This is a genomic window from Propionivibrio pelophilus DSM 12018, assembly GCF_059569095.1.
Genome location: NZ_JCANUT010000033.1, coordinates 1 through 25,378, shown reverse-complemented (window position 1 = coordinate 25,378; position 25,378 = coordinate 1). Strand labels below are relative to the sequence as shown.

Annotated in this window: 28 protein-coding genes and 1 pseudogene; 18 read left to right on the top strand and 11 right to left on the bottom strand. The window is 61.4% G+C overall.

All coding sequences use genetic code 11. The annotated features are described in order from the left end of the window. Positions 1–23 precede the first annotated feature (23 nt). The 14 genes from BO74_RS13540 to BO74_RS13475 all read left to right on the top strand — a co-directional run bounded on the left by BO74_RS13540 (position 24) and on the right by BO74_RS13475 (position 12,340). Complete coding sequence (locus BO74_RS13540) at positions 24–860, top strand: cytochrome C assembly family protein (RefSeq protein ID WP_496442902.1); 837 nt, start codon at positions 24–26, stop codon at positions 858–860. A 129-nt stretch (positions 861–989) separates the two neighbouring features. Next, on the top strand, positions 990–2,708 hold the full coding sequence (pilB, locus tag BO74_RS13535; RefSeq protein ID WP_496442901.1) for a type IV-A pilus assembly ATPase PilB: 1,719 nt from the start codon (positions 990–992) through the stop codon (positions 2,706–2,708). A gap of 17 nt (positions 2,709–2,725) precedes the next feature. Continuing rightward, on the top strand, positions 2,726–3,958 hold the full coding sequence (locus BO74_RS13530; RefSeq protein ID WP_496442900.1) for a type II secretion system F family protein: 1,233 nt from the start codon (positions 2,726–2,728) through the stop codon (positions 3,956–3,958). Positions 3,959–3,982: 24 nt separating this feature from the next. Continuing rightward, a complete protein-coding gene (locus BO74_RS13525; RefSeq protein WP_496442899.1) occupies positions 3,983–4,831 on the top strand; it encodes a prepilin peptidase in 849 nt (282 codons plus the stop codon). Between the two features lie 138 nt (positions 4,832–4,969). Further along, positions 4,970–5,236, top strand: a complete 267-nt coding sequence (locus BO74_RS13520) for an FmdB family zinc ribbon protein (RefSeq protein ID WP_496442898.1) — start codon at positions 4,970–4,972, stop codon at positions 5,234–5,236. Beyond that, on the top strand, positions 5,236–5,841 hold the full coding sequence (locus tag BO74_RS13515) for a DUF502 domain-containing protein (RefSeq protein ID WP_496442921.1): 606 nt from the start codon (positions 5,236–5,238) through the stop codon (positions 5,839–5,841). Before BO74_RS13520 ends, BO74_RS13515 begins: the two co-directional genes overlap by 1 nt. A gap of 29 nt (positions 5,842–5,870) precedes the next feature. Further along, on the top strand, positions 5,871–7,673 hold the full coding sequence (gene aspS / locus BO74_RS13510) for an aspartate--tRNA ligase (RefSeq protein ID WP_496442897.1): 1,803 nt from the start codon (positions 5,871–5,873) through the stop codon (positions 7,671–7,673). Between the two features lie 5 nt (positions 7,674–7,678). Then, positions 7,679–8,086, top strand: coding sequence for a guanyl-specific ribonuclease (locus BO74_RS13505; RefSeq protein ID WP_496442896.1), 408 nt, complete (start codon positions 7,679–7,681; stop codon positions 8,084–8,086). Positions 8,087–8,095: 9 nt separating this feature from the next. Beyond that, on the top strand, positions 8,096–8,536 hold the full coding sequence (locus BO74_RS13500) for a barstar family protein (RefSeq protein WP_496442895.1): 441 nt from the start codon (positions 8,096–8,098) through the stop codon (positions 8,534–8,536). Next, complete coding sequence (nudB, locus tag BO74_RS13495) at positions 8,533–8,985, top strand: dihydroneopterin triphosphate diphosphatase (RefSeq protein WP_496442894.1); 453 nt, start codon at positions 8,533–8,535, stop codon at positions 8,983–8,985. Before BO74_RS13500 ends, nudB begins: the two co-directional genes overlap by 4 nt. A gap of 79 nt (positions 8,986–9,064) precedes the next feature. Beyond that, positions 9,065–9,952 carry an acetylglutamate kinase gene (gene argB / locus BO74_RS13490; RefSeq protein ID WP_496442893.1) on the top strand — a complete coding sequence of 296 codons (888 nt, stop codon included), beginning with the start codon at positions 9,065–9,067 and terminating at the stop codon, positions 9,950–9,952. A 34-nt stretch (positions 9,953–9,986) separates the two neighbouring features. Beyond that, complete coding sequence (locus BO74_RS13485; RefSeq protein ID WP_496442892.1) at positions 9,987–10,643, top strand: pyrimidine 5'-nucleotidase; 657 nt, start codon at positions 9,987–9,989, stop codon at positions 10,641–10,643. Positions 10,644–10,688: 45 nt separating this feature from the next. Beyond that, a complete protein-coding gene (gene slmA, locus BO74_RS13480; protein WP_496442891.1) occupies positions 10,689–11,288 on the top strand; it encodes a nucleoid occlusion factor SlmA in 600 nt (199 codons plus the stop codon). Continuing rightward, entirely contained in the window at positions 11,285–12,340 is a 1,056-nt protein-coding gene (locus BO74_RS13475) for an acyltransferase family protein (protein ID WP_496442890.1), read from the top strand. The genes slmA and BO74_RS13475 overlap by 4 nt, the downstream gene beginning before the upstream one ends. Here the strand turns inward: BO74_RS13475 and hemB are convergent. Together hemB and yihA are read right to left on the bottom strand one after the other, a co-directional pair. Beyond that, the gene (gene hemB / locus BO74_RS13470; RefSeq protein WP_496442920.1) at positions 12,295–13,314 is read right to left on the bottom strand and encodes a porphobilinogen synthase; all 1,020 of its coding nucleotides are present in this window, start codon (positions 13,312–13,314) and stop codon (positions 12,295–12,297) included. The genes BO74_RS13475 and hemB overlap by 46 nt on opposite strands. 148 nt (positions 13,315–13,462) lie before the next feature. Beyond that, the gene (yihA, locus tag BO74_RS13465) at positions 13,463–14,338 is read right to left on the bottom strand and encodes a ribosome biogenesis GTP-binding protein YihA/YsxC (RefSeq protein WP_496442889.1); all 876 of its coding nucleotides are present in this window, start codon (positions 14,336–14,338) and stop codon (positions 13,463–13,465) included. On the opposite strand from yihA, the gene BO74_RS13460 reads away from it, so the two are divergent. After that, positions 14,319–14,954: a c-type cytochrome gene (locus BO74_RS13460; protein ID WP_496442888.1), complete on the top strand. Its 636-nt coding sequence runs from the start codon at positions 14,319–14,321 to the stop codon at positions 14,952–14,954. The genes yihA and BO74_RS13460 overlap by 20 nt on opposite strands. A 53-nt stretch (positions 14,955–15,007) precedes the next feature. Continuing rightward, entirely contained in the window at positions 15,008–15,439 is a 432-nt protein-coding gene (locus BO74_RS13455; protein ID WP_496442887.1) for a CBS domain-containing protein, read from the top strand. A gap of 70 nt (positions 15,440–15,509) precedes the next feature. Here the strand turns inward: BO74_RS13455 and gpmI are convergent, their stop codons facing one another. The 3 genes from gpmI to bioB all read right to left on the bottom strand — a co-directional run bounded on the left by gpmI (position 15,510) and on the right by bioB (position 19,119). Further along, positions 15,510–17,162: a 2,3-bisphosphoglycerate-independent phosphoglycerate mutase gene (gpmI, locus tag BO74_RS13450; RefSeq protein ID WP_496442886.1), complete on the bottom strand. Its 1,653-nt coding sequence runs from the start codon at positions 17,160–17,162 to the stop codon at positions 15,510–15,512. Positions 17,163–17,257: 95 nt separating this feature from the next. Then, the gene (gene bioC, locus BO74_RS13445) at positions 17,258–18,139 is read right to left on the bottom strand and encodes a malonyl-ACP O-methyltransferase BioC (protein ID WP_496442885.1); all 882 of its coding nucleotides are present in this window, start codon (positions 18,137–18,139) and stop codon (positions 17,258–17,260) included. Further along, the gene (gene bioB / locus BO74_RS13440; protein WP_496442884.1) at positions 18,136–19,119 is read right to left on the bottom strand and encodes a biotin synthase BioB; all 984 of its coding nucleotides are present in this window, start codon (positions 19,117–19,119) and stop codon (positions 18,136–18,138) included. The genes bioC and bioB overlap by 4 nt, the downstream gene beginning before the upstream one ends. Before the next feature lie 65 nt (positions 19,120–19,184). Here bioB and BO74_RS13435 point away from each other — a divergent pair, with 65 nt between their 5' ends. Continuing rightward, positions 19,185–19,910 carry a ComF family protein gene (locus BO74_RS13435; protein ID WP_496442883.1) on the top strand — a complete coding sequence of 242 codons (726 nt, stop codon included), beginning with the start codon at positions 19,185–19,187 and terminating at the stop codon, positions 19,908–19,910. 73 nt (positions 19,911–19,983) lie between these two features. Then, entirely contained in the window at positions 19,984–20,448 is a 465-nt protein-coding gene (locus BO74_RS13430; RefSeq protein WP_496442882.1) for a tRNA (cytidine(34)-2'-O)-methyltransferase, read from the top strand. Positions 20,449–20,451: 3 nt separating this feature from the next. Here the strand turns inward: BO74_RS13430 and trpC are convergent, their stop codons facing one another. The 6 genes and pseudogenes from trpC to BO74_RS13400 form a co-directional block, all read right to left on the bottom strand. Beyond that, positions 20,452–21,267 (bottom strand): indole-3-glycerol phosphate synthase TrpC, encoded by an 816-nt coding sequence (trpC, locus tag BO74_RS13425; protein ID WP_496442881.1) that lies wholly within the window; start codon positions 21,265–21,267, stop codon positions 20,452–20,454. Then, on the bottom strand, positions 21,264–22,298 hold the full coding sequence (gene trpD, locus BO74_RS13420) for an anthranilate phosphoribosyltransferase (RefSeq protein WP_496442880.1): 1,035 nt from the start codon (positions 22,296–22,298) through the stop codon (positions 21,264–21,266). Before trpD ends, trpC begins: the two co-directional genes overlap by 4 nt. Positions 22,299–22,301: 3 nt before the next feature. After that, positions 22,302–22,865, bottom strand: coding sequence for an aminodeoxychorismate/anthranilate synthase component II (locus BO74_RS13415; protein WP_496442879.1), 564 nt, complete (start codon positions 22,863–22,865; stop codon positions 22,302–22,304). Between the two features lie 10 nt (positions 22,866–22,875). After that, complete coding sequence (trpE, locus tag BO74_RS13410; protein ID WP_496442878.1) at positions 22,876–24,360, bottom strand: anthranilate synthase component I; 1,485 nt, start codon at positions 24,358–24,360, stop codon at positions 22,876–22,878. A gap of 158 nt (positions 24,361–24,518) precedes the next feature. Next, the gene (locus BO74_RS13405) at positions 24,519–25,199 is read right to left on the bottom strand and encodes a phosphoglycolate phosphatase (RefSeq protein WP_496442877.1); all 681 of its coding nucleotides are present in this window, start codon (positions 25,197–25,199) and stop codon (positions 24,519–24,521) included. Positions 25,200–25,201: 2 nt separating this feature from the next. After that, a pseudogene (locus tag BO74_RS13400) lies at positions 25,202–25,378 on the bottom strand (ribulose-phosphate 3-epimerase); the annotation flags it as partial.

The window sequence follows — 25,378 nt, the reverse complement described above, 5'->3', positions numbered from 1 at the left end:
CCGGCTTGGTGTAGACTTGAAAAATGCCGGACATTCTACTGCACCTCGCCTTCCACATCGCTGCTGCCCTGCTTTATGCCGGGTTAGGCATTCGTTTCTGGCAAACGCGACGGGTGAATTCGTCTGACTCGGCGGGCCACACAAGGCACGGACTGGAACGGCTCGTCCTCGCCGCGGCGCTGACGCTGCAGGGGTTCGGCCTGTACGAAAGCCTGTTCTCTACAGGCTCCCTGCGCTTCTCGTTCAGCATCGCCTTCTCGTTGATGCTCTGGCTGGCGGTGCTCATTTACTGGCTGGACAGTGTCCGTTCGCGGATGGAGGGAATGCTGCCGCTGATCCTGCCGCTGGCGGCCGCGGCCGCCCTGTCGCCCGCGCTGTTCCGGCAAACCCACGAAATCACCCATGCCGCCTCGCCGGAATTCAAGGCACATATCCTCACCGCCATGCTGGCTTACAGCCTGGTAACGCTTTCCGCCCTGCACGCCCTGTTCATGGGCCTCATCGAGCGAAAACTTCATCAAAACCCGCTGGAAGCCGGCCGTTTGAGCGCCCCGCCGCTTCTTGCCATGGAAACATTGCTGTTTCGCCTGATCGGCATCGCCTTCCTGTTGCTGACACTCACGCTCGTCAGCGGTGTTTTTTTCTCGGAGGAGATTTTCGACAAGGCCTTCACCCTGGACCACAAAACCGTATTCGCCATTGCCTCATGGGGCGTATTCGCAGCACTCCTGCTCGGCAGAAAAATCTACGGGTGGCGCGGAAGAATTGCCCAGCGGTGGACACTTGCCGGCTTCCTTCTTCTCTTCCTCGCCTATATAGGAACCCGTTTCGTATCGGAGATAGTGCTCGGAAGAATATGAGATTTGGCAGAGTACTCAGAAGCAATCGCTCCCACCCTCCCGGCTTTACAAACCGGGAAACTCATTGCATGATCCTTCTGGCATTTTTCCTATGCACATCCACTTCCCGGGTCTAATCATCAGGCAGACATGGCAGCAAATCCCCAACACTCGGCCTTGAGCGGTCTCGCACGTGCGCTGGTTCAAGCCGGGCGGATTCGTGAAAGCGAAGCTGAAACACTGGCATCGCAGGCCTCTGCCACCCGGACCACATTCATCGAGCAACTTGTCAACTCGAAGAAGATTGGCGGCAGCGAAATCGCCCGCTTTGCCGCCGAGACCTTCGGCTATCCGTTACTTGATCTGGGCGCTTTCGACGAGGCGCACATCCTCAAGTCGGCAATCGACAAAAAGCTGATCGCAACCCATCGCGTCATCCCGCTGCACAAGCGCGGCAACAGGCTCGCCGTCGCGATCGCCGACCCGACCAACCTGCGCGCACTCGACGAGATCCGCTTCCAGACGGGCCTGGCCGTCGACCCGGTCATTGTCGATGAAACGATTCTCTCGCCGCTCGTTACGACGCTTTCCGAGTCAGCCGAAGAGACGCTCAAGAACCTGGTCAGCGAGGACATCAATCTCGAGTTCACTGACGAAGACGCCGCCGACAAGGCAAACGACGAAGCAGCTTCCGTCGAGGTCGACGACGCTCCCGTCGTTCGTTTCATCCAGAAGATGCTGCTCGATGCGATCAACGACGGGGCATCAGACATTCATTTCGAACCTTACGAAAAGAACTACCGCATTCGTTTCCGCATAGACGGAATCCTGCGCGAAATTGCATCCCCCCCTCTGGCGATCAAGGAAAAGATTGCATCGCGCATCAAGGTGATTTCCCGCCTGAACATCGCCGAAAAACGCGTTCCGCAAGACGGGCGCATGCGCCTGGTGTTGTCGAAGAGCCGCGCCATCGATTTCCGGGTCAGCACCCTCCCGACGATGTACGGAGAAAAAATCGTCCTCCGGATTCTCGACCCCAGCAGCGCCACGCTGGGAATCGACATGCTTGGTTACGAACCGGAGCAGAAGGCACTCCTCCTCGACGCCATTCAGCGCCCCTACGGTATGGTTCTGGTCACCGGCCCAACCGGCTCGGGCAAGACCGTGTCGCTCTACACCTGCCTGAACATCCTCAACAAACCGGGAATCAACATCTCCACGGCAGAGGATCCGGCCGAAATCGCGTTGCCCGGAATCAACCAGGTCAACATCGATGACCGCCAGGGACTGACCTTCCCCGTCGCGCTCAAAGCCTTCCTGCGGCAGGATCCGGATATCATCATGGTGGGTGAAATCCGCGATCTGGAAACCGCCGAAATTGCCATCAAGGCAGCGCAAACGGGGCACATGGTGTTATCCACACTGCACACCAACGACGCCCCGTCGACGCTCACGCGCTTGATGAACATGGGCGTACCCACATTCAACATAGCCTCCAGCGTCCTGCTGATCACCGCACAGCGACTGGTCCGCCGATTGTGCACATGCAAGCGCCCGATCGACACACCGGAAGAAACCTTGCTGAACGCCGGATTCACCGAAGAGGACCTTGATGGTGACTGGGTCTTGTATGAACCGGGTGAATGCGATCGATGCAAGGGTTCCGGTTACAAGGGACGCGTCGGGGTCTATCAGGTCATGCCAGTAACAGAAAGCATTCAACGCATCATCATGAGTAATGGAACATCGCTGGACATTGCCGAACAGGCGCGTCGAGAGGGAGTCAACGACCTGAGGCGCTCCGGGTTGCGCAAAGTAATGCAAGGGCTAACCTCGCTCGAGGAAGTCCTCGGCAGTACCAACGCCTGAAAAACAAAGGGGACAACATGGCAACAGCGGCACAAGCAGCCAGACGCGGACGGGAGGCCAAGGAATTCACGTACCTGTGGGTCGGAAAAAACAAGGCCGGAAAAATCGTTCGTGGGGAACAGCGGGCGGCCAGCGAAGCCGTGGTCAACGCCACCTTGCGCCGGCAAGGCATCCTGGTCACGAAGATTTCAAAACAGAAATTCAGAGGCGGAAGGAAGGTCTCCGAAAAGGACATTGCGTTGTTCACGCGACAACTGGCAACGATGATGAAGTCGGGCGTACCACTGCTGCAGACGTTCGACATCGTCGGACGGGGACACGACAACCCGTCCGTCGGCAAATTGCTCCTGGATATAAAAACAGACGTCGAAACGGGAAGTTCGCTGTCGCAAGCATTCCGCAAGTTTCCGCTGCACTTTGACGCGCTCTATTGCAACCTTGTCGCCGCGGGCGAACAGGCCGGCATTCTGGAAACACTGCTAGACCGATTGGCGACCTACAAGGAAAAGATGCTCGCCATCAAGTCGAAGATCAAAGCGGCGCTCTTCTACCCGATTGCGGTGATCATCGTCGCCTTCATCATCACCGCGGTGATCATGATCTTCGTCATCCCCGCATTCAAGAACGTATTTACCAGTTTTGGCGCCGACCTGCCCACGCCAACGCTGATGGTCATCGCCATGTCCGACTTCTTCGTCGCCTATTGGTGGGCGATTTTCGGCAGCATCGGCGGGGGGCTTTTCGCCTTCTTCTACACCTGGAAACGCTCCGAGAAGATGCAGTTCATGATGGACAGGTTTTTCCTTCGCCTGCCGCTGTTCGGCCCGATCATCCGCAAGGCCGTCATGGCGCGCTGGACTCGCACACTGTCCACCATGTTCGCCGCTGGCGTCCCGCTCGTGGAGTCGCTGGATTCGGTTGGCGGTGCCGCCGGCAACTACGTCTACAAGCAGGGAACGAAGCAGATCCAGGGCGAAGTCGCCACGGGAACCAGCCTGACCTCGGCGATGCAGAACACCAACCTGTTCCCGAACATGGTTACCCAGATGGTGGCCATCGGAGAGGAATCAGGATCGCTCGATGCCATGCTCGGCAAGGTCGCGGACTTTTTCGAGGCCGAAGTCGACGATGCTGTGGAGGCCTTATCAAGCCTCATGGAGCCCATCATCATGGTTGTGCTCGGCACTCTGATTGGCGGCATGGTCATCGCCATGTATCTGCCGATTTTCAAGCTTGGCGCGGTTGTTTAGCAGATCACGACGCGAGGATTTTCTTTGGAAGCACTGACTCAGCCCAATATTTTCCCGTTCGTTGCCGGCCTGCTGGGCCTGCTGGTCGGAAGCTTCCTTAATGTCGTGATTCATCGACTACCCAGAATGATGGAGCGCGAGTGGCAGACCCAGTGCGCGGAACTGCGTGGCGAGGATGTCCCTGAGGCCGAACCGCTATCACTATTGCGACCTCGCTCCCGCTGCCCGGTGTGTGGACACGGCATCGGCGCGCTTGAAAACATTCCGATCGTCAGCTGGCTGGCACTGCGCGGGAAGTGTGCCCACTGCCGCGCGCCCATATCGGCGCGGTATCCGATCGTTGAAGCCCTGACAGGACTCCTGACCGGCTTCGCCGCGGCGCATTTCGGTTTCGACTGGAGCGCACTGGGAGCCATCCTGCTTATCTGGTCGCTGATAGCGCTGGCGTTCATCGACTTCGACACCACCTACCTTCCCGATGCCATCACGCTCCCCTTGCTCTGGTGCGGTTTGCTGTTCAACCTGCACGGGGTATTCGCCGACCTGCCCACGGCGGTCATCGGCGGGATGGCCGGCTACCTTTCCCTCTGGTCGGTTTACTGGGCTTTCAAACTGCTAACCAAAAAAGAGGGAATGGGGTATGGCGATTTCAAGCTGCTCGCCGCACTCGGCGCCTGGCTGGGATGGCAGATGCTCCCGCTCATCGTGCTTCTTTCCTCGCTGGTCGGCGCAATCATCGGCATCCTGCTGATCATCCTGGCCAAAAAGGGCCGGAACGTTCCAATCCCCTTCGGCCCCTATCTCGCGACGGCAGGATTGCTCGCGCTGTTCTGGGGGGAAGAGATCACGCGCCAGTATCTGCTGCTGATGTAAGCAGATAGTGTTCGCCAGCTCGCATGAATAAACGCCTTGAAATCATGGCGTTCGGCCCAATTTCCGGTTCCGCGAGCCCGATGTAGCCAGTCTCCTTCGGGTATAATCAACGACTTTGTTGCAGATGGAACGAATGCCATGCCGATCTATGCCTACCGCTGCTCCTCTTGCGGCTTTGAAAAAGATCACTTGCAGAAAATGAGCGATCCGGTGCTGGTCACCTGCCCGGAATGCAACCATGAAACCTATGAAAAACAACTGACGGCCGCCGGCTTCCAGCTCAAGGGGACCGGCTGGTATGCCACCGACTTCAAAGGCGGCAACGGCAGCAACTCTTCGCCCAAAAAGGAAAGCTCCCCAGCCTGCGAGGTCTGCCCGGGAGCAACTGCGTGCGCGGCCAGTTGATCAAGCGCTATTTCATCACCGGGCTGCTGATCTGGGTCCCACTGGCGATCACCGCCTGGGTTCTGTCGCTGATCGCCAGTGTTGCTGACCAGTCCCTGCGACTTCTCCCGCCCACCATCCATCCGCACAGCCTGCTCGGCTTCGACATCCCCGGCGCGGGAATCGTCGTCACGCTGCTGATCATTCTGGCGACGGGGATTCTCGCGGCGAACATCATCGGCCAGCGACTGGTAGCGTGGTGGGAAAAGCTGCTCGCCCGCATCCCGGTCGTCAACTCGCTCTACAACGGCGTCAAACAGGTTTCGGACACACTTCTCTCGCCGTCGGGGATGGCCTTTCGCCAGCCTCTGCTGGTGCCATACCCGCACCAGGGATCGTGGACCATCGCCTTTCTTACGGGCGACCCCGGAGGCGACGTCGTCAACCATCTCGACGGCGAGCATGTCAGCGTCTATGTTCCCACGACGCCAAACCCGACGTCGGGATTCTTCCTGATGTTTCCCCGGCGGGATGTCATCGAACTAGACATGGACGTCGACGAAGCACTCAAGTACATTATTTCGATGGGCGTCGTCGCGCCACCCGCGCACCCGAAAAAGCCCTAACCAGTCAACCAACTCCATTCTTGATTAACATGCGAACCCATTATTGCGGACAACTCAATTCACAGACGATCGGCCAGGAAGTCACCCTGTGTGGCTGGGCGCATCGCCGGCGTGACCACGGCGGGGTCATTTTCATCGATTTGCGTGACCGTGAAGGGCTGGCCCAGGTGGTCTGTGACCCCGATCGCCCGGAGATGTTCGCCATCGCCGAATCGGTGCGCAACGAGTTCTGCCTGAAGATCACCGGTGTCGTCCGTGCCCGTCCGGCAGGAACGATCAACCCGAACATGCCGAGCGGCGAAGTGGAAATCCTCTGCCACGCCATCGACGTGCTCAACCCCTCGGTGACGCCGCCGTTCAGCCTCGACGACGACAACCTGTCCGAAAACGTCCGGCTGACGCACCGCGTTCTCGACCTGCGCCGCCCGCAGATGCAGAAGAACATGCTGTTGCGCTACAAGACGGCACGCGCGTTCCGTCGCTTCCTCGACGACGCCGGCTTCATCGACATCGAAACACCGATGCTGACCAAGAGCACACCCGAAGGCGCCCGTGATTACCTGGTGCCGTCGCGTGTCCATTCCGGCCAGTTCTTCGCCCTGCCGCAATCGCCGCAACTGTTCAAGCAGCTGCTGATGGTTGCCGGCTATGACCGCTACTACCAGATCACCAAGTGCTTCCGCGACGAAGACCTGCGCGCCGACCGTCAGCCGGAATTCACCCAGGTCGATATCGAGACCTCGTTCCTGGGCGAAAAGGAAATCACCGGCATCATGGAGGAGTTGGTTCGTTACGTCTTCAAGGACGCGATCAACGCCGACCTGCCGAATCCGTTCCCGCGCATCTCCTACGCCGAGGCCATGCACCGTTTCGGCTCTGACAAGCCAGACCTGCGCGTCACGCTGGAGTTGACCGAACTGACCGACGCGGTCAAGGACGTGCCGTTCAAGGTGTTCGCCACTGTAGCCAACAGCGAGGGCGGACGCGTGGCTGGCCTGCGCATCCCCGGCGGCGCTGGCCTGACCCGTGGTGAAATCGACGCCTACTCGCAATTCGTCGGCATCTACGGCGCCAAGGGACTGGCTTACATCAAGGTCAACGACGTCACGCAGATCAACGAGACCGGGCTGCAGTCGCCCATCGTCAAGAACCTGAACGAAGCCGCGCTGAAGGCAATCATCGAGCGCACCGGCGCGCAGTCCGGCGACCTCATTTTCTTCGGCGCGGACAAGGTCAAGGTCGTCAACGACGCACTCGGTGCCCTGCGGATCAAGATCGGCCACGAAAAGGGCTTCCTCAACGGCAAGGCTTGGGAACCGCTGTGGGTCGTCGACTTCCCGATGTTCGATTACGACGAGGAGGACAAGCGCTGGGTCGCCTGTCACCACCCCTTCACCAGCCCGAAGGACGAACATCTCCCGCTGCTCGCCACCGACCCGGGCAAGTGCCTCGCCAAGGCCTACGACCTGGCGCTCAACGGCTGGGAACTCGGGGGCGGTTCCGTGCGTATCCACCGCGCCGATGTTCAGGAGCAGGTATTCAAGGCACTCGGCATCAGTGATGAGGAAGCGGAACTCAAGTTCGGCTTCCTGCTCGACGCACTCAAGTACGGCGCGCCACCACACGGCGGGCTGGCTTTCGGTCTGGATCGCATCGTCACGATGATGACCGGCGCCGAATCGATCCGTGACGTGATTGCCTTCCCGAAGACCCAGCGCGCCCAGTGTTTGCTGACCAACGCCCCCAGCCCGGTGGACGAGAAGCAACTGCGCGAACTGCACATCCGGTTGCGGCAAAAAGTTGAAACCGCGGGCGAAGGCTCCAAAACCTGAGACCGATGAAGCGGTTTGCAGCAATCCTCCGGCTAACGGCCTTTCTGGCGTTAGCCGGTTTTTGTTTCAACCTGCCGGCGTTTGCTCGCGACGCCTCGGCAAGCGGAAAAATCGATTCGGTCCTGCTGGCCGACCTGCCTCCCGAAGCCCGGCAAACGCTCGACCTGATCAAACGTGGCGGCCCGTTCCCCTACCCACGCAAGGATGGCAGCACCTTCGGCAACTTCGAGAAGCGACTTCCCTTACGTTCCCGCGGATACTACCGCGAATACACCGTTCCGACGCCCGGCAGCCGCGATCGTGGCGCCCGCCGAATCGTCGCAGGCAGGGGGCGCAATCACGACGTCACGCGATCCAGCGAGTACTATTACACGCACGACCATTACCGCAGTTTTCGCCGCATCCAGGAGTAAAGAACAGGCATGAAGACGGAAACGTTGCGCAAGCTGCTGGCAAAGCCCGAGCTTTGTGGCATTTACCACCTTCCCTCAAGCGGGATCGGCCCGCTTCAGGGGGCAGCCGATTCGCTTGACTACCCGTGCTTCCGCGTCGATCTGCGTGACGCCGCCGAGATGCCGACGATCCTCTCCGGTTTTGGCGAGGCACTGAATTTGCCGGAGTGGTACGGCGCCAACCTCGACGCGCTCAAGGACTGTCTCACCGATTTTTCATGGCACGAGGCCGCGGGATACGTGCTGATCATTGCCGGCGCCGACTCGTTGCACGCCTCCGGCACACCTTTTCGCCAGTTCAACGAGGTGCTTGCCGCAGTGATCGAAGAGTGGCGCAGCAATGGCGTCCCCTTCTGGATCTTCTACGACCTGAGAGCCGACGGCTTGGCGACACTGCCGACAGTGACATGAGCTTCAAGCGACCGGTTTCCGTCCTCGTCGTCATTCACACGCCCGACCTGCAGGTCCTGTTGCTGGAACGGACATCGCACGCAGGGTACTGGCAGTCAGTCACCGGCAGCCAGGAGGACGGTGAACCGCTTCTCGCAACGGCCCGGCGAGAAGTGGAAGAGGAAACCGGCCTCGTTGCACCGGCCGAACACTTCACCGACTGGGATGTCACCAACGTTTTCGAAATCTTCGCCGAATGGCGCCACCGCTACGCCCCGGGCGTCAGCCATAACACCGAACACGTTTTTTCGCTCGAAGTGCCGAGCCCCGGGCCCGTACGCATCGCCCCCGACGAACACCTCGCCTACGGCTGGCTCCCATGGCAGGCGGCGGCCGAGAAATGTTTTTCCTGGACCAATCGCGAAGCGATCCTCGCGCTCCCGGAGCGCCTGACACGCCGTGCGCGCTGACTCGGCGAAGGCTTGCGCCTCGCTTTTTATTTACCCCCCCGGCGAGTAAAATCCGGCAGTCTTTGAAAGGAACCGGACCATGACCACCGCACAGAATACCCCCGCGCAGGAAGCCGCCATCCTTGCAGAAGCGCTGCCCTACATCAAGCGTTTCCACGGCAAGACGATCGTCGTCAAATTCGGCGGCAACGCCATGATCGACGAGAAGCTGAAACAGTGCTTCGCGCGTGACGTCGTGCTGCTCAAGCTCGTCGGCCTCAACGTCGTCGTGGTCCACGGTGGCGGTCCGCAGATCGAAAATCTGCTGACCCGCGTAGGCAAGAAAGGCGAGTTCATCCAGGGCATGCGCGTCACCGATACCGAAACGATGGAAATCGTCGAAATGGTGCTCGGCGGACAGGTCAACAAGGATGTGGTCAACCTCATCAACCAGGCCGGTGGCAAGGCGGTCGGCATGACCGGCAAGGACGGCTGGATGATCCGGGCGAAGAAGCTGTACCTGCAGAATCGCGACAAGCAGGACGACCTGATCGACATCGGCATGGTCGGCGACATCACCCAGATCGACCCCTCGCTGATCAGCCACCTCGAAGCCGGCACCTTCATTCCGGTGATCGCGCCGATCGGCGTCGGCGAGGACGGCGAAACCTACAACATCAACGCCGACGTCGTCGCCGGCAAGATCGCCGAAGTGCTTCGCGCCGAGAAACTGGTGCTGCTGACCAACACCCCGGGCGTCCTCGACAAGGACGGAAAACTGGTGACCGACGTCACCCCGGCGCAGATCAACGCCATGGTCGAGGACGGCACGCTGCACGGCGGCATGCTGCCGAAGATCGGCTCCGCGCTGGACGCCGCGCGCAGCGGGGTGAAGAGTGTCCATATCATCGACGGCCGTGTCGAACATGCCCTGTTGCTCGAAATCCTCACCAGCCGCGGTGTCGGCACGATGATCCGCAGCAGCTAAGAAACAGTTGAGCCACAGCGGGCGGGAGCACACCTTGTCGAACCAGGTCATTTCCCGCCCACGTACCTGGCTCTTCGATCTCGACAACACCCTCCATAACGCCAGCGCGCACATCTTCCCGCACATCGGGCGATCGATGCGCGACTACATCTGTCGCCATCTGGACCTGGACGAAGCCGCCGCGACGCAACTCCGGCAGCACTATTGGCGGCGCTACGGCGCGACGCTGCTCGGCCTGATGCGCCACCATGACGTCGATCCGCGCCATTTCCTGCACCACACCCACCAGTTTCCCGACCTCAGCCGCATGGTGGTCGCAGAGAGTCCGTTGAAGGCGACGCTTCGGCGCCTCCCCGGGCGGAAAATCATCTTTTCCAACGCACCCATCCACTACACCGAGGCCATTCTGGACATCATCGGCATCCGCCGCTGCTTCAGTGCCGTTTACTCCGTCGAGCAATTGCGTTACCAGCCCAAGCCGGCAATCCAGGGTTTTCTGCGTGTTCTCCGTAGCGAGAGTCTCGACCCGCGCCGCTGCATCATGGTCGAGGACACACTACCCAACCTGATGACCGCCAAGCGGCTCGGCATGAAAACCGTCTGGGTGACGCGAAGCACGCGCAGGCCGCCCTGTGCAGACGTTCAAATCCGGAGCGTTCTCGATTTGCCCGACCGGCTTGGCTCGCTATAATCGTCCGACAGAAGCCAGAACAACCCAAACAGACAGGGAACGGGAATGACGACCAAGCCCGGCGAGCGACGCCTGCAGATCCTGCAGACGTTGGCGGCCATGCTCGAGGCCCCGCGGGGCGAGAAGATCACCACGGCGGCGCTGGCTGCACAACTGGAGTGTTCGGAGGCAGCACTTTATCGCCACTTCGCCAGCAAGGCCCAGATGTTCGAGGGGCTGATCGAATTCATCGAAAGCAGCCTGTTCAGTGTCATCAACCGGATAACGGCGGAAGAAACGGATGGCTTGCACCAGGTCGAGCACATCGTCGCCCTGCTGCTGGGATTTGCCCAACGTAACCGCGGCATGACCCGGGTGCTGATCGGCGATGCGCTGGTCAATGAAAAGGAACGCCTGCAATTACGCATCAACCAGTTGCTGGACAAGGTCGAAGCGTCGATCAAGCAAGCTCTCCGCGTCGCAGCGACACAGGACCGCCTTTCTCCCGATGCGGATTTCGGCGCGCTGGCCAATCTTCTGCTCTGCTACGTCATCGGACGCTGGCAGCAGTACGCAAAAAGCGGCTTCGTCCGCGAACCGCTGGTCGACTGGCCGGTGCAATGGCCGATGCTTCTCGTCGCCTGCCTGAGTCAGCGTTCCGCATGAACGACACCCGCAACGCTCCGCAGCGCCTTCATTTCATCGACGCGATCAAAGCCGTCGCCTCACAGCTGATCGTTCTGCATCATCTCGCCTTCTACGGACCCATGTCCGATTACGCGCAAACGCTTTCGCCCGGACTGTTTTCCTGGCTTTCCCAACATGCGCGGATCGCCGTGCAGGCCTTTCTCGTCATGGGCGGCTTTCTGGCCGCGCAGGCGCTGGCTCGCGACGGACGCCTGACCGACAAGCCGCTCGGGCAGATTCTCTGGCGGCGCTATCTCAAGCTCGCCATTCCGTATTTCTTCGCCCTCGCGCTGGCAATCGCCGCTGCCGCGATTGCACGATCGCTGATCACGCACGAGTCGATCCCGCCCGCGCCCACCTTGGCGCAAGTCGTTGCTCACCTGCTTCTCTTGCAGAGCATTCTCGGATTCGACGGTCTCTCGGCGGGGGTCTGGTACATCGCCATCGACTTCCAGCTATATGCCATCCTGCTGATCGTTCTCTGGCTGGCGCGCCGGATTACGCCTTTAGCCCGGAATGCCGGCCTCGTCTGCGTCACCGTACTAATCGCCGCCTCGCTGTTCCACTTCAACCGCAATCCGGCGTGGGACAACTGGGCGATCTATTTCTTTGGCGCCTACGGCTCGGGCGCCATAGCCTACTGGGGGACCCGCCGCAATCACGTCGCGTGGTGGGCGCTGCTCATCGTCGCCATGGCGGCGACAGCGTTGGTCATCGACTTCCGTTCGCGCATTCTGGTCGCGCTGATCGTCGCCGTGGCGCTCGGCCTGTCACGCAGCTTCGGCTTTATCGCGAGTTGGCCGCAAACACGGCTCCTCGGCTGGCTGGGACAGATTTCCTACTCGGTATTTCTGGTGCATTTCCCGGTATGCCTGATCATCAATGCCGTTTTTGAACGTTTCCCGCCGCATACGCCGGGCATCGAGCTTGCCGGGATTCTGACCGCGTGGTTCGCCAGCATTTGCGCCGGCGCCGTCATGCACCGCTACGTGGAACGCCGGAGCCAGCCGGCGGCGTCGAGCGCAAAATAGGTCAGAATTCCATCGGCCCCGGCGCGCTTGAACGCCAGCAGGCTCTCCAGAACACAGGCCTTCTCATCCAGCCAGCCATTCTGAGCAGCCGCCTTGAGCATGGCGAATTCACCGCTGACCTGGTAAGCATAGGTCGGGACACGGAACGTCTCCTTGACCCGGCGCACGATATCCAGGTATGGCATCCCGGGCTTGACCATCACCATGTCCGCACCTTCCTCCAGGTCGAGCGCCACTTCCCGGAGCGCCTCGTCGGTGTTGGCCGGATCCATTTGGTAGGTCGCCTTGTTCCCCTTGCCCAGATTCCCCGCAGAGCCCACCGCATCGCGGAACGGCCCGTAGAAACTCGACGCATATTTCGCCGAATAGGCCAAAATTCGCGTTTGGATATGCCCCGCGGCGTCCAGCGCAGAACGGATCCGCCCCACCCGTCCATCCATCATGTCCGAAGGCGCCACGACATCGGCGCCGGACTGGGCGTGAGTGAGTGCCTGCTTCGCCAGCGCTTCAAGCGTCTCGTCATTCAGGACGTAGCCGCGAGGATCATTCGCGTCGATCAATCCATCCTGCCCATGACTGGTGTAAGGATCGAGTGCAACGTCGGTGATCACCCCCAACTCCGGCAATTCCTTCTTCAACGCGGCAACCACGCGCGGCACCAAGCCATCGGGATTCCAGGCCTCTTCCGCACCGGCGGTCTTCAGCGACGGATCGACAACGGGGAACAATGCCAGCGCCGGAATGCCCAGTTGCAGCGCGCGCTCGGCGGTTACCAGCAGACGGTCAACACTCTGACGTTCGACACCCGGCATCGACGCTACCGACTCGACCCGCCCGAGCCCTTCCAGGACGAATACTGGCAGGATCAGGTCATCGGCCGACAAGACCGACTCACGCATCAGGCGCCGGGAAAAATCGTCGCGACGCATGCGCCGCAGTCGCCTCGCAGGAAAATCCCCATCGTTGATATTCATCATCCAGCCTCGTCGTTATTCTTCATCCAGAAATTTCGGGAACTATCTTCCACTCATCTGCTCAAATTGCGCAGATGGCACGCACCATCTCCCGCTTCATCTCCCTGAGCGGGTGCCTTACATCCCCGTAAGGCATTTTTGCCCCCGGTCATGCGACTGGGGGCTTTTTATTTTTTGCCGCCGCCTTTTCCTTTTCTTTTTCCTTTCCAGCCGAGCGTGCTGCCCATCCCTGTACCTTGCGTTGCCGCGGACGCGCCACCTTGCCCGGAGGGCCGCTCACGACCGGTGGCGCGGCCTCGCACTCCGTAACATCGAGACCGAGCCAGGCGCCGAGAACCTTCTCCGCTTCTGCAACCCCGGTGTGCTTCAGGCTGGAGAACAACTGTACCGAACAGCGACCGTCCAGCGCCGAGAGAGCTTCCCGTACGGCCCGGACGACCTGCGCCTGCTCGGTACGCGTCAGCTTGTCGGCCTTGGACAACAGGATATGAATCGGCTTGCCCGTCTGTGCGAACCAGTCGATCATCTGCACATCCAGGTCCGTCATCGGGTGGCGGCTGTCCATGATCAGAACCAGTCCGGCGAGCGCGGAACGATGGATCAGATAAGGAGCGAGAAGCCCCTCCCACTGGGCGCGGATCTCCGCCGGCGCCTTGGCAAAACCGTAGCCAGGCAAGTCGACCAGATACTTGCCGTCGACGAGTCGGAAGTAGTTAAGATGCTGCGTCCGTCCCGGCATCTTGGAAACGAACGCAAGTCGCGAATGGTTGGCCAGCGTGTTGATGGCCGATGATTTACCGGCATTCGAGCGACCGGCAAAGGCAATTTCGCAGACGGAATCGGCAGGCAAATCGTTTAGACTGGCCACCGTGGTATGAAATGTGACGTTCTTGAAAAGCGACATGAAGAGCCCCCTTAGGGCGGCGTGGAGCTTGGATAAAGTGCTATAGAATATCAGGTTTGAATCGGCGTCTCCGGACCAGCTTATCAACAGGAGCTTTCCAATGATCCGCACCACGGCCATCGCACTCCTCGCCACCCTCTGCTGCAATGCGCTCGCCGCGGATGCCGCGACCGGAAAACCGGATCTGGAGAAAGCGCGAAAGATCGCCGAAACGGTCTGTGTTGCCTGCCACGCAGCCGACGGCAACAGCCCGACAGCGGCCAATCCGATCCTCGCGGGGCAAGGTGCCGATTATCTCTTCAAGCAACTCAAGGAGTTCAAGGCCGAGGACGGAAAACCGGCAATACGCAACAACGCGATCATGGCCGGCATGACCGCTGCGCTGAGCACCGAGGACATGCGGGCGCTGGCCGTCTATTTCTCGCAACAGAAGATCAAGCCATCGGCAGCCAGCAACGAAAAACTGGTGGAAGCCGGGAAACACCTCTGGCGCAAAGGCGACTTCGACCGCGGCATCCCGGCCTGCGCGGGCTGTCACGGCCCGGCCGGAGCCGGCCTGCCGGTCCAGTATCCACGCCTGTCCGGTCAATATGCGGAATACACCGAACTGCAACTCAAGAACTTCCGCAGCGAGGAACGGTCGAACGACCCGGAAAGAATGATGAGAGCGATTGCCGACAAGCTTTCCGACAAGCAGATCAAGGCCCTCGCCGATTACATTGCGGGACTGCGCTAGGAGCGATCGGCGATCAAGGCTTTAGCGTGCCAACCAGGCCAAAAGGAGAAAAAATGAAAACACTCAAGCAACTGATCTCCAGCAAGACCCGCCCACTCGCCTCCATTGCCCCCGATCAAACTGTGCTGCGCGCACTCGAAATCATGGCCGAATATGACGTCGGTGCCCTGCTGGTACTCGACGGGAAGGAACTTTGCGGCGTATTTTCCGAGCGGGACTATGCCCGCAAGGTGATTCTGCAAGGCAAAGCCTCCAAACACACCAAGGTCAGCGAAATCATGACCGGCAAGGTCATTTGCGTCAGCCCGGACACCAGCATGGAAAAATGCATGGCGATCATGACCGAAAAACACATTCGTCACTTGCCGATCGTCGATGAGAAAAAACAGGTTCTGGGCATCGTCTCCATCGGCGACGTGGTGAAGGAAGTCATCAGCCAGCAGCAGTTCATCATCAACCAGCTGGAAACGTACATCACCACCTGATACGCGTCCGGATCAGGACGAAAAAAAGCGCAGGCCGGTCGCCTGCGCTTTTTTCGTCACGAGATCGAGGTTACTTGATCTCGAGCAGACTCTCGTCCCACTTGGCGTGCTTTTCCAGGCCAAGCAGGTTGGCCGTCGTTGCCGCAATATTGGACAGACCCGCCGTTTCCGTCTGCTTCAGTCCGAGTTTTCCGCCGGTCACGTTGTCGTAGAGGATCAGCGGCACGGGGTTCAGCGTATGCGCCGTTTTGGCCTTGAACGAGCCATCCTTGTTCTGCGCCGGCTGCTTGGTCTTCTTGTCGATTTCGTACATCTCGTCGGCATTGCCATGGTCGGCGGTGATCAGCGCCACGCCACCCAACGCGTCGATCACCGGCAGGATGCGGCCGAGCGCAAGATCAACGGCTTCAACGGACATCGTCGCGGCACGGAAATTCCCGGTATGCCCGACCATGTCGCCGTTGGCAAAATTACAGCGCAACGTGCGGTACTTGCCGCTCTTCAGCGCTTCGATCATCGCATCGGCGATCTCGGCGGACTTCATCCACGGGCGCTGCTCGAACGGAACGACGTCGCTCAGCACTTCCTGATAGGTTTCGCCCTCGAACTTGCCGGAACGGTTGCCGTTCCAGAAGTAGGTCACGTGGCCGTACTTCTGCGTTTCCGAACAGGCGAACTGCGCGATGCCGGCCTTGGAGAACCACTCGCCCATGGTGTCCTGAATGGCGGGCGGCGGCACCAGAAAGCGCTGCGGCAGCTTCAGGTCGCCGTCGTACTGCAGCATGCCGGCGTAGGTGACCTTGGGCACGCGCACGCGGTCGAACTTGGCGAAATCTGCCTGCTCGAAAGCCAGCGTGATTTCGATCGCGCGGTCACCGCGGAAGTTGAAGAACACCACCGCATCGCCATCCTCGACGGTGCCGACCGGTTTGCCGTCCTTGGCGACGACGAAAGCCGGCAGATCCTGATCGATCGTGCCGGGGAACTTGGCGCGCAGTCCCTTGACCGCCTCAGCCGCGCTGGCGAACTGGTCGCCCTTGCCGAGCACATGAGTATTCCAGCCTTTCTCGACCATGCTCCAGTTGGCTTCGTAGCGATCCATGGTGATGGTCATGCGGCCGCCACCCGAGGCGATCTGTGCGTCGAAGCCGTCCTTGTTGGCTTCGACGAGGAACGCTTCAAACGGCTCGACGTACTCGAGCGCGCTGGTCTCGGGCACATCGCGTCCGTCCAGCAGGACATGCACGCGCACCGTCTTGACGCCTTCCTCCTTGGCGCGCAGCACCATCGCCTTGAGGTGATCGATGTGGCTGTGCACGTTGCCATCGGAGAACAGGCCGATGAAATGCAGTACCCCCGGCTTGCCATTGGCACCGGCCTTGGCGCCCGCGACAACCTGCTGCCAGGCTTCGCCCTGCCAGATAGCCCCGGTGGCGATGGCGTCAGCCACGAGCGAAGCACCCTGGCTATACACCTGTCCCGCGCCGATGGCATTGTGTCCGACCTCCGAATTGCCCATGTCGTCGTCGGACGGCATGCCGACGGCCGTGCCGTGGGCGCGCAGGGTGATGTTCGGGTATTTGGCGAACAGGCGGTCGAGGTTCGGTTTCTTGGCGGCGGCAATGGCGCTGCCGACGTCGGTTTTCGGAAGACCGTAGCCGTCCATGATGATCGTGACGACCGGCCCCTTGATGCCGGCGAATGAGGCGAGTTTCTGCAACATGATGAGTTCCTGGGGGACGTGAAAAAACGAAATCGGCCGAACGGCCAAACCACCGAATCATAACAAATCCACGCGGCCTCGCGGCCTGACGACTGCTAACGCGAGCGTTGCTTCGGATCGAAACGGATCACCGTGCGCCCGTCGGCGATCGTGCGCGGCTCGGGCTTCCAGGCATGGCCGTAGACAATCTCGAACGATGCCGGCAAGCGTCCGTCAGCACGCAACTGCTCGTAGCGGTCGCAGGCCTGGCGCCAGGCATGGCGGCCCATCAGGCCGCGCCGGCGCTCGCCCATCGCGCAAGCGGCGCCGCTTTGCCGCAATTCGCTGAAAAGCGCGTCGAGCGACGGATAGGTCACGGTCAGCCGCTCGACATCCATCACCGGATCAGCGAAGCCGCATTCGAGCAGCATGTCGCCGTAGTCGTGCATATCGACAAATCGCAACGTGTGCGGGTACGCATCGTCGAAGCAGGCGCGTAGTTCCTTCAGCGTATCCGGGCCGAAAGTGGAAAACATGAGCAGCCCGCCGACTTCGAGCACGCGCAGCATTTCGCGCAAACCGGCCAGCGGATCGACCAGCCAGTGCAGCATCAGGTTGGACCAGACGAGACCGGCCGAACCGCTTTTCAGCGGCAGAGCCTGCGCATCGCCGGCCAGCAGCGCAGCGCTCTTCGGCCCGCGCAGGAAAGGCACCAGCCAGCGCAGACGGGAACGCTGCCGGTTGCCAACGCGGAGCATCGGTTCGGAAACATCGACGCCGGAAATTCCCGCCTGCGGGTAGCGCTCGCCGAGCGCCGCCAGGCTGGCGCCGGTGCCACAGCCAAGATCGAGCACCCTGCCGGGCTGGATCTTCACGTAATCGAGCCGCTCCAGCATGCGCGAGGCGATCTCGCGCTGCAGGACGGCGACGGCGTCATAACCGGCGGCCGCGCGCGCGAAGTTGCGCCGGACCTGTTGCGGATCGACGAAAGGCGTCAAACTGCCTTCAATCCGAGCTTGTCGAACAACTGCTGGTCGACGTTGGTCGCCATGTTGCTCGCCGTCAGCAACTTGTCGCAGTAGAAGATCGAATTGGCCCCGGCGAAGAAGCACATCGCCTGCATTTCCGGCGACATCACCTCGCGCCCGGCGGAAAGGCGGACGTAGCTCTTCGGCATAGTGATGCGTGCCGCGGCGATGGTGCGCACGAATTCGAAGCTGTCGATCTTCTCCTCCGCCGCCAGCGGCGTGCCGGGCATGGCGACAAGGTTGTTGATCGGCACCGATTCCGGTGGCGGGTTCATGTTGGCCAGCTGGGCGACCATCGCGGCGCGGTTGCGGCGCGATTCGCCGAGCCCGAGGATGCCGCCCGAACAGACCTTGATCCCGGCCGCGCGCACCTGGGAAATCGTATCGAGGCGATCGGCATGTTTGTGCGTGGTGATCACCTTGTCGTAGAACTCGGCGTCGGTGTCGACGTTGTGGTTGTAGTAATCGAGGCCCGCGTCCTTGAGTTTCTCCGCCTGGCCGTCCTTGAGCATGCCCAGCGTGACGCAGGTTTCCATGCCCAAGGCCTTGACCTCGCGGATCATCTGCGTGACGACTTCCAGTTCCTTCTCTTTCGGCCCGCGCCAGGCCGCGCCCATGCAGAAGCGCGTGGCACCCTTTTCTTTCGCCTCTTTCGCCGCGGCGACGACCTCCTCGACCTGCATCAGCGCCTCGCGCTCAGTGTCCGTCTTGTAGCGGGCCGACTGCGAGCAGTAACTGCAATCCTCCGGACAGCCACCGGTCTTGATCGACAGCAGCGCCGAACGCTGGACCTCGTTGGGATCGAAATTCTCGCGATGCACCTGATGCGCGCGGAACAGCAGATCCATCAGCGGCATCTGGTAAAGTGCCTCGACCTGCGAGACGGTCCATTTTGTTGCCGGCGCATTCGCCGCGGGAGCCAGGGATGCTGCGGAAGAAACTGTATTCATGAAGAGCCACCGGAAACAAAACGTGCCGAAGCCGACTAACGCCGCCCCGCGCTGTTGATTAAAAAATGGGCATTCTAACGCAAAACTGGCGCCGTCCGGCCACGCTGGGAAACCTTGTCCGCCGTGCCGTTGACGCCCTGCTGACGCAGGACTGCCTGCTTTGTGGACAGGCAAGCGGCCATCAAATTCTCTGCCCTGCCTGCCAGGATGACCTGCCGCGCCTGCCGTCCGAATGCTGCCCGTGTTGCGCCCTGCCGACGTCCGCCGCTGAAACCTGCGGCCGCTGTCTGTCGCGGCCGCCACACTACGACAGAACACTGGCGCTGTTCAATTACGGCTTTCCGGCAGACAAGCTGATCCAGGCGTTCAAGTACGCGCACCGCCTGGCTCTGGCGCCGTATTTCGGCAGGCACCTCGCCGAGCGTGCCCGTGATGTTTGCGCCGATCTGATCATTCCACTACCGTTACACCCCAAGCGCCTGCAGGAACGCGGCTTCAACCAGGCACTGGAACTGGCCCGGCCCGTGGCCAAGGAACTGCGCCTGCCGATCGACACAAAAATCTGCCAGCGGGTCCGGCACACTCCGACGCAGGCCGCGCTGCCGTGGCGCGAACGCGAAGGCAACATCCGCGGCGCATTCGATTGCGGCGGCGATCTTTCAGGCAAGCGAATCCTGCTTGTCGACGATGTCATGACCACCGGCGCCTCGCTCGACGAATGCGCCCGGACGCTCAAGCTGCACGGTGCAACGGACATTACGCTGCTGGTCGTCGCGCGTGTTCTTCCGTGATGAAAGCACTTTCGAGGAAAATACCGCCCGATACAAAAAGCGACTTCTTTCACATCGAATTCCGGAGTTTTATTTGACCGCCGTCGTCCTCTTCCAGCCTGAAATTCCGCCGAACACCGGCAACGTGATTCGTCTTTGCGCCAATACCGGCGCGGAATTACACCTCGTCGAACCGCTCGGTTTCAAATGGGAAGACCGCTCATTGAAGCGCGCCGGACTCGATTACCACGAGTTCGCCCGGGTATTCCGCCACCCGGATTGGGCGCATTGCACCGCAGCACTGGCGGGGCGACGCCTGTTCGCGGTCACCACCCGCGGCCAGGCACGACCGGACGAAATCGCCTTCGAAGCTGACGACGTTTTTGTGTTTGGCCGCGAGACAAGCGGTCTGCCTCCCGAGGTGATGGCCGAATTCCCGCCCGAACGACGTCTGCGCTTGCCGATGCTGCCGGGCCAGCGCAGCCTCAACCTCTCGAACGCCGTCGCGGTGACGGTGTTCGAGGCCTGGCGGCAGCGGGGATTTTCCGGCGGGGTGTAGCGGTCAGGCGGCAAACAGCGCCGCCAGCGCCTGCCCCGGACTCGGCTGGCGCATGAAGGCTTCGCCGACGAGGAAGGCATTGACCTGGTTGCAGCGCATCAGCGCCACATCCTCCGGAGCGAGAATCCCGCTTTCGGTCACGACGATCTTGTCCGCAGGAATGCGTGGCAACAGATCGAGCGTGGTCTGCAACGTAACGTCGAAGCTGCGCAGGTCACGGTTGTTGATCCCGAGCAGCGGCGTCCCAAGTTGCAGCGCCTGCTCGAGTTCATCGCCGTCGTGCACCTCGACGAGCACGGCCATGCCGAGTTCGCGGGCAAGAGCTTCGAGGTCCTGCATCGCCGACAGGTCGAGCGCAGCGGCGATCAGCAAGATGGCGTCGGCACCCATCGCCCGCGCCTCATAGACCTGATACGGATCGACGAGAAAATCCTTGCGCAGCACGGGCAGGGCGCAAGCCGCCCGGGCAGTCTGCAGATACTCCGGCGCGCCCTGGAAGAACTGCCGGTCGGTCAGCACCGACAAGCAGGCCGCGCCATGCGCCGCGTAGTCGGCGGCAATCTCGGCCGGCCGGAAGTCGGCACGAATCACGCCCTTCGAGGGACTGGCCTTCTTGATTTCGGCGATCACCGCCGACTGCCCGGCGGCGATCTTGCCGCGGATCGCCTCGACGAAACCACGGGCCGGCGGCTGCGCCCGTGCCTCGTCGCACACGACGGCCAACGGCTTGGCCGCTTGCGCGTTAGCGACTTCCTCCGCCTTGACGGCGAGAATGCGCTTCAGGATGTCCGGCGCATTTATACCTTTCATGCCGTTCATGCCGCACAGGCCTGGGTAAAGCGGGCAAATTCGTCGAGTTTGGCGCGCGCGGCACCGCTGGCCAGCGCCTCGCGGGCCATGGCGATACCCTGCCCGATCGATTCGGCACGATTGGCGACATAGAGCGCCACGCCGGCATTGAATACGACGATCTCCAGCGCCGTTCCCGGCACGTTGTCGAGCACGGACAGGACCACGTCCTTCGATTCGGCGGCGTCCTCGACACGCAGCGAGCGGTTGGAGGACATGCGCAGACCGAAATCCTCGGGGTGAATCTCGTATTCGCTGATCTTGCCGTCCTTCAGTTCGCCGACCAGCGTCGACGCGCCGAGCGAGACTTCGTCCATGCCGTCCTTGCCGTGCACGACCATCACGTGCTTCGCCCCAAGACGATCCATCACGCGCACCAGAATACCGACGAGATCGGGATGGAAAACGCCGAGCAGCGAATTCGGCGCACCCGCCGGGTTAGTCAACGGCCCGAGGATGTTAAAGATGGTACGCACGCCCATTTCGCGGCGCACCGGCGCGACGTTCTTCATCGCCGCGTGGTGATTGGGCGCAAACATGAAACCGATGCCGGTCGCCGCCAGGCAGTCGCCAACCTGTTGCGGCGTCAGGTTGATATTGACGCCGAGCGCTTCAAGCGCGTCGGCGCTGCCCGACTTCGAGGACACACTGCGCCCCCCGTGCTTGGCGACCTTGGCGCCCGCGGCAGCGACGACGAACATCGACGTCGTGGAGATATTGAAGGTGTTAGCCCCGTCGCCGCCGGTACCGACGATATCGACGAAATTCGAGTTGTCAGCGACTTCGATGCGCGTCGACATCTCGCGCATCACCTGCGCGGCGGCTGTGATCTCGCCAACGGTTTCCTTCTTGACGCGCAGGCCGGTGATGATCGCCGCCGTCATCAGCGGGGAAATTTCGCCGCGCATGATCTGGCGCATCAGGTCGAGCATTTCGTCGAAGAAGATTTCTCGGTGTTCGATGGTGCGCTGCAGCGCCTGTTGCGGAGTAATCGTGGTCATGGCTTACCTCGTCAGGAAGTTTTTCAGCATGTCGTGACCGTGTTCGGTCAGGATCGATTCGGGGTGGAACTGCACGCCCTCGACCGGCAAGGTCTTGTGGCGCATCCCCATGATCTCGCCGTCGTCGGTCCAGGCGGTGATTTCCAGGCAGTCGGGCAGTGTTTCGCGCTCGACCGCCAGCGAATGGTAGCGCGTGCAGATGACCGGATTGGGAAGGCCACGGAACACGCCGACGTTGGTGTGATGCACTGGCGACACCTTGCCGTGCATCAGTTGCTTGGCATGCACGACGCGCCCGCCGAAGGCTTCGCCGATCGACTGGTGGCCGAGGCATACGCCGAGCAGCGGAATCTTGCCGGCGAAGGCCTTGATCGCCGCCAGCGAAATGCCGGCCTGTGCAGGCGCACAGGGGCCGGGGGAAATGACCAGAAACTCGGGATCGAGCCGGGCGATTTCGTCGAGGGTGATCGCGTCGTTGCGGAACACCTTGACATCCTGCCCGAGTTCGCCGAAGTACTGGACGAGGTTGTAGGTGAAGGAATCGTAGTTGTCGATCATCAGCAGCATGGCAGGCACCTCACTCAAAACGGGTATCGAGGCCGTTCTCGGCCAATTCGGCGGCACGCAGCACCGCTTTTGCCTTGTTCTGCGTTTCCTGCCATTCCCCTTCCGGTGTCGAATCGGCGACGATGCCGCCGCCGGCCTGAACGTGCAGCTTCCCGTCCTTCAGCACAGCGGTACGGATGGCGATCGCCAGGTCCATGTCGCCGTGGAAACCGAGGTAGCCGACGGCCCCGGCGTAGATGCCGCGCCTGGTCGGTTCCAGCTCGTCGATGATCTCCATCGCCCGCACTTTCGGCGCGCCCGAAACCGTGCCGGCGGGAAAGGTCGCCTTCAGCACGTCGAGCGCATCGAGCCCCGGCTGCAGCTTGCCTTCGACGTTGGAGACGATGTGCATTACGTGCGAATAGCGCTCGATGGTCATCTTCTCGGTCAGCTTGACGGTGCCGATGCGCGCAACCCGGCCGGTATCGTTGCGCCCGAGATCAAGCAACTGCAGGTGTTCGGCGCATTCCTTTTCGTCGCCGAACAGTTCGGTCGCCAGCGCCTGATCTTCCTCGAACGTCGCCCCACGCTTGCGCGTGCCGGCGATCGGCCGCACCGTGACCGTATCTCCTTCCAGACGTACCAGAATTTCCGGTGAGGCGCCGACGACGTGGAAGTCCTCGAAGTCGAAATAGAACATGTACGGCGACGGATTGAGCGAACGCAGTGAGCGATAGAGCGCCAGCGGACTCGCGCCGAACGGTTTGCTCATCCGCTGAGAAAGAACGACCTGCATGATGTCGCCCTCGGTAATGTACTCCTTGGCCTTGAGCACAGCCTGCTTGAAGCGCTCCTCGCCGAACACCGAAACGGCCGGCTGCGAAACGACAGGTTTTTCTTCCGGAATCGCCACCGGCTCACGCAGGCGCGCGAGCAGTTCCTTCAAGCGGGATTGCGCCTTCTGATAGGCACCAGGTACGCCCGGCTCGGCGAAGACAATCAGCGTCAGCTTGCCCGACAGGTTGTCGACGACGGCGATTTCCTCGGAGAGCAGCAGCTGAATGTCGGGGATGTCGGAAATACCCATTTCGCCGGCCTTGCGCCCTTTTTCCAGGCGTGGCTCGACGTAACGCACCGTGTCGTAGCCAAAACAGCCGACCAGACCGCCGCAGAACCGCGGCAAGCCCTTCAGCGGCGCGGCGCGGAAACGCGCCATATAGTCACCAATGAAGTCGAGCGGATTGACGTTCTCGGCGCGCTCGGCGATGCGGTTGCCGGTCAGCACCAACACCTGCGGGCCATTGACGACGATGCGTGTCGGGCTGGCCAGGCCGATCATCGAATAGCGGCCAAAACGCTCGCCACCCTGCACCGATTCGAGCAGGTAGGTGTACGGGCCGTTGGCCAGCTTCAGGTAGATCGAGAGCGGGGTATCGAGATCGGCGAAGGTCTCGAGGGTGACGGGGATGCGGTTGTAACCTTCAGCGGCGAGCTGATTGAACTGGGCTTCTTTCATGTAACGACTCCACAAACAGGAACTGCAAGACGAGACACGGCACGCACAGGCGCGCCGGAACAAAAGCTAGGCTGTCCGGCAGGGTCGCCAGGGCCACGCCTCCGCCCAGAATGCGGGCTCGAGATGCAGGTTGTGGAGGAAATCGTTCATGCGCTTAATTATGCAGTCGTGCCGCGAATGAGGGCCGCGGCGGATTCGATGCTCGAAACTATAGCATCACACGCCAGCTCCTGCACGTCGCGCCCTTCGTTGTAGCCATAGGGCAGCAGGAAAACACTGCAGCACGCGGCCCGCGCGGCGAGGAAATCGTTGACCGAATCGCCGATGAACAGCGCCTCGGCGGGCGAGACGCCGAGGCGGCCGCAGGCCCAGATCAGCGACATGGGATCCGGCTTGTGCTTCGGCAAGGTATCGCCGCTGACCACCACCGGGAAATACGGGGCGAGCCCGGTCATTTCAAGCAGCGGGCCGGTAAACGCCTCGGTCTTGTTGGTAATCACCGCCATCGGCAGGCCCTTGGCCCGGATGGCGTTCAGCCCCTCGCGCACGCCAGGAAACAGTTGCGTCCTCAGGCCGTTCTCCCGGGCGTAATGCCGCCGGAAACTGGCCAGCGCTTCGGCAGGCGCCGGCGAATCGTCGTCGGCCGCAGCGAGCGAGTCGGCCAGCGAGCGTTTAACCAGGTTGGGAATGCCGCGCCCGACGTAGCGGCGCACGGCTTCTTCCGGCAGCGCCGGCCGCCCGAGGTCGGCAAGCATCCCGCAGACGGCGGCATGCAGGTCGGGGACCGTATCGAGCAGCGTGCCGTCGAGATCGAACAGGACGGCACGGACATCAATCATCGTCATACTCGCGCCAGTTGCGCGCGCATGGAGGCGATCACCGAATCGTAACGGTGCGGGTCGCTCTCCTGGCCGGCCTCGTAGATGGCCGAACCGGCGACGAAGGTATCCGCGCCGGCCAGCGCGATCGCGGCGATGTTGTCCACCTTGACCCCGCCGTCGATCTCGATGCGGATCCG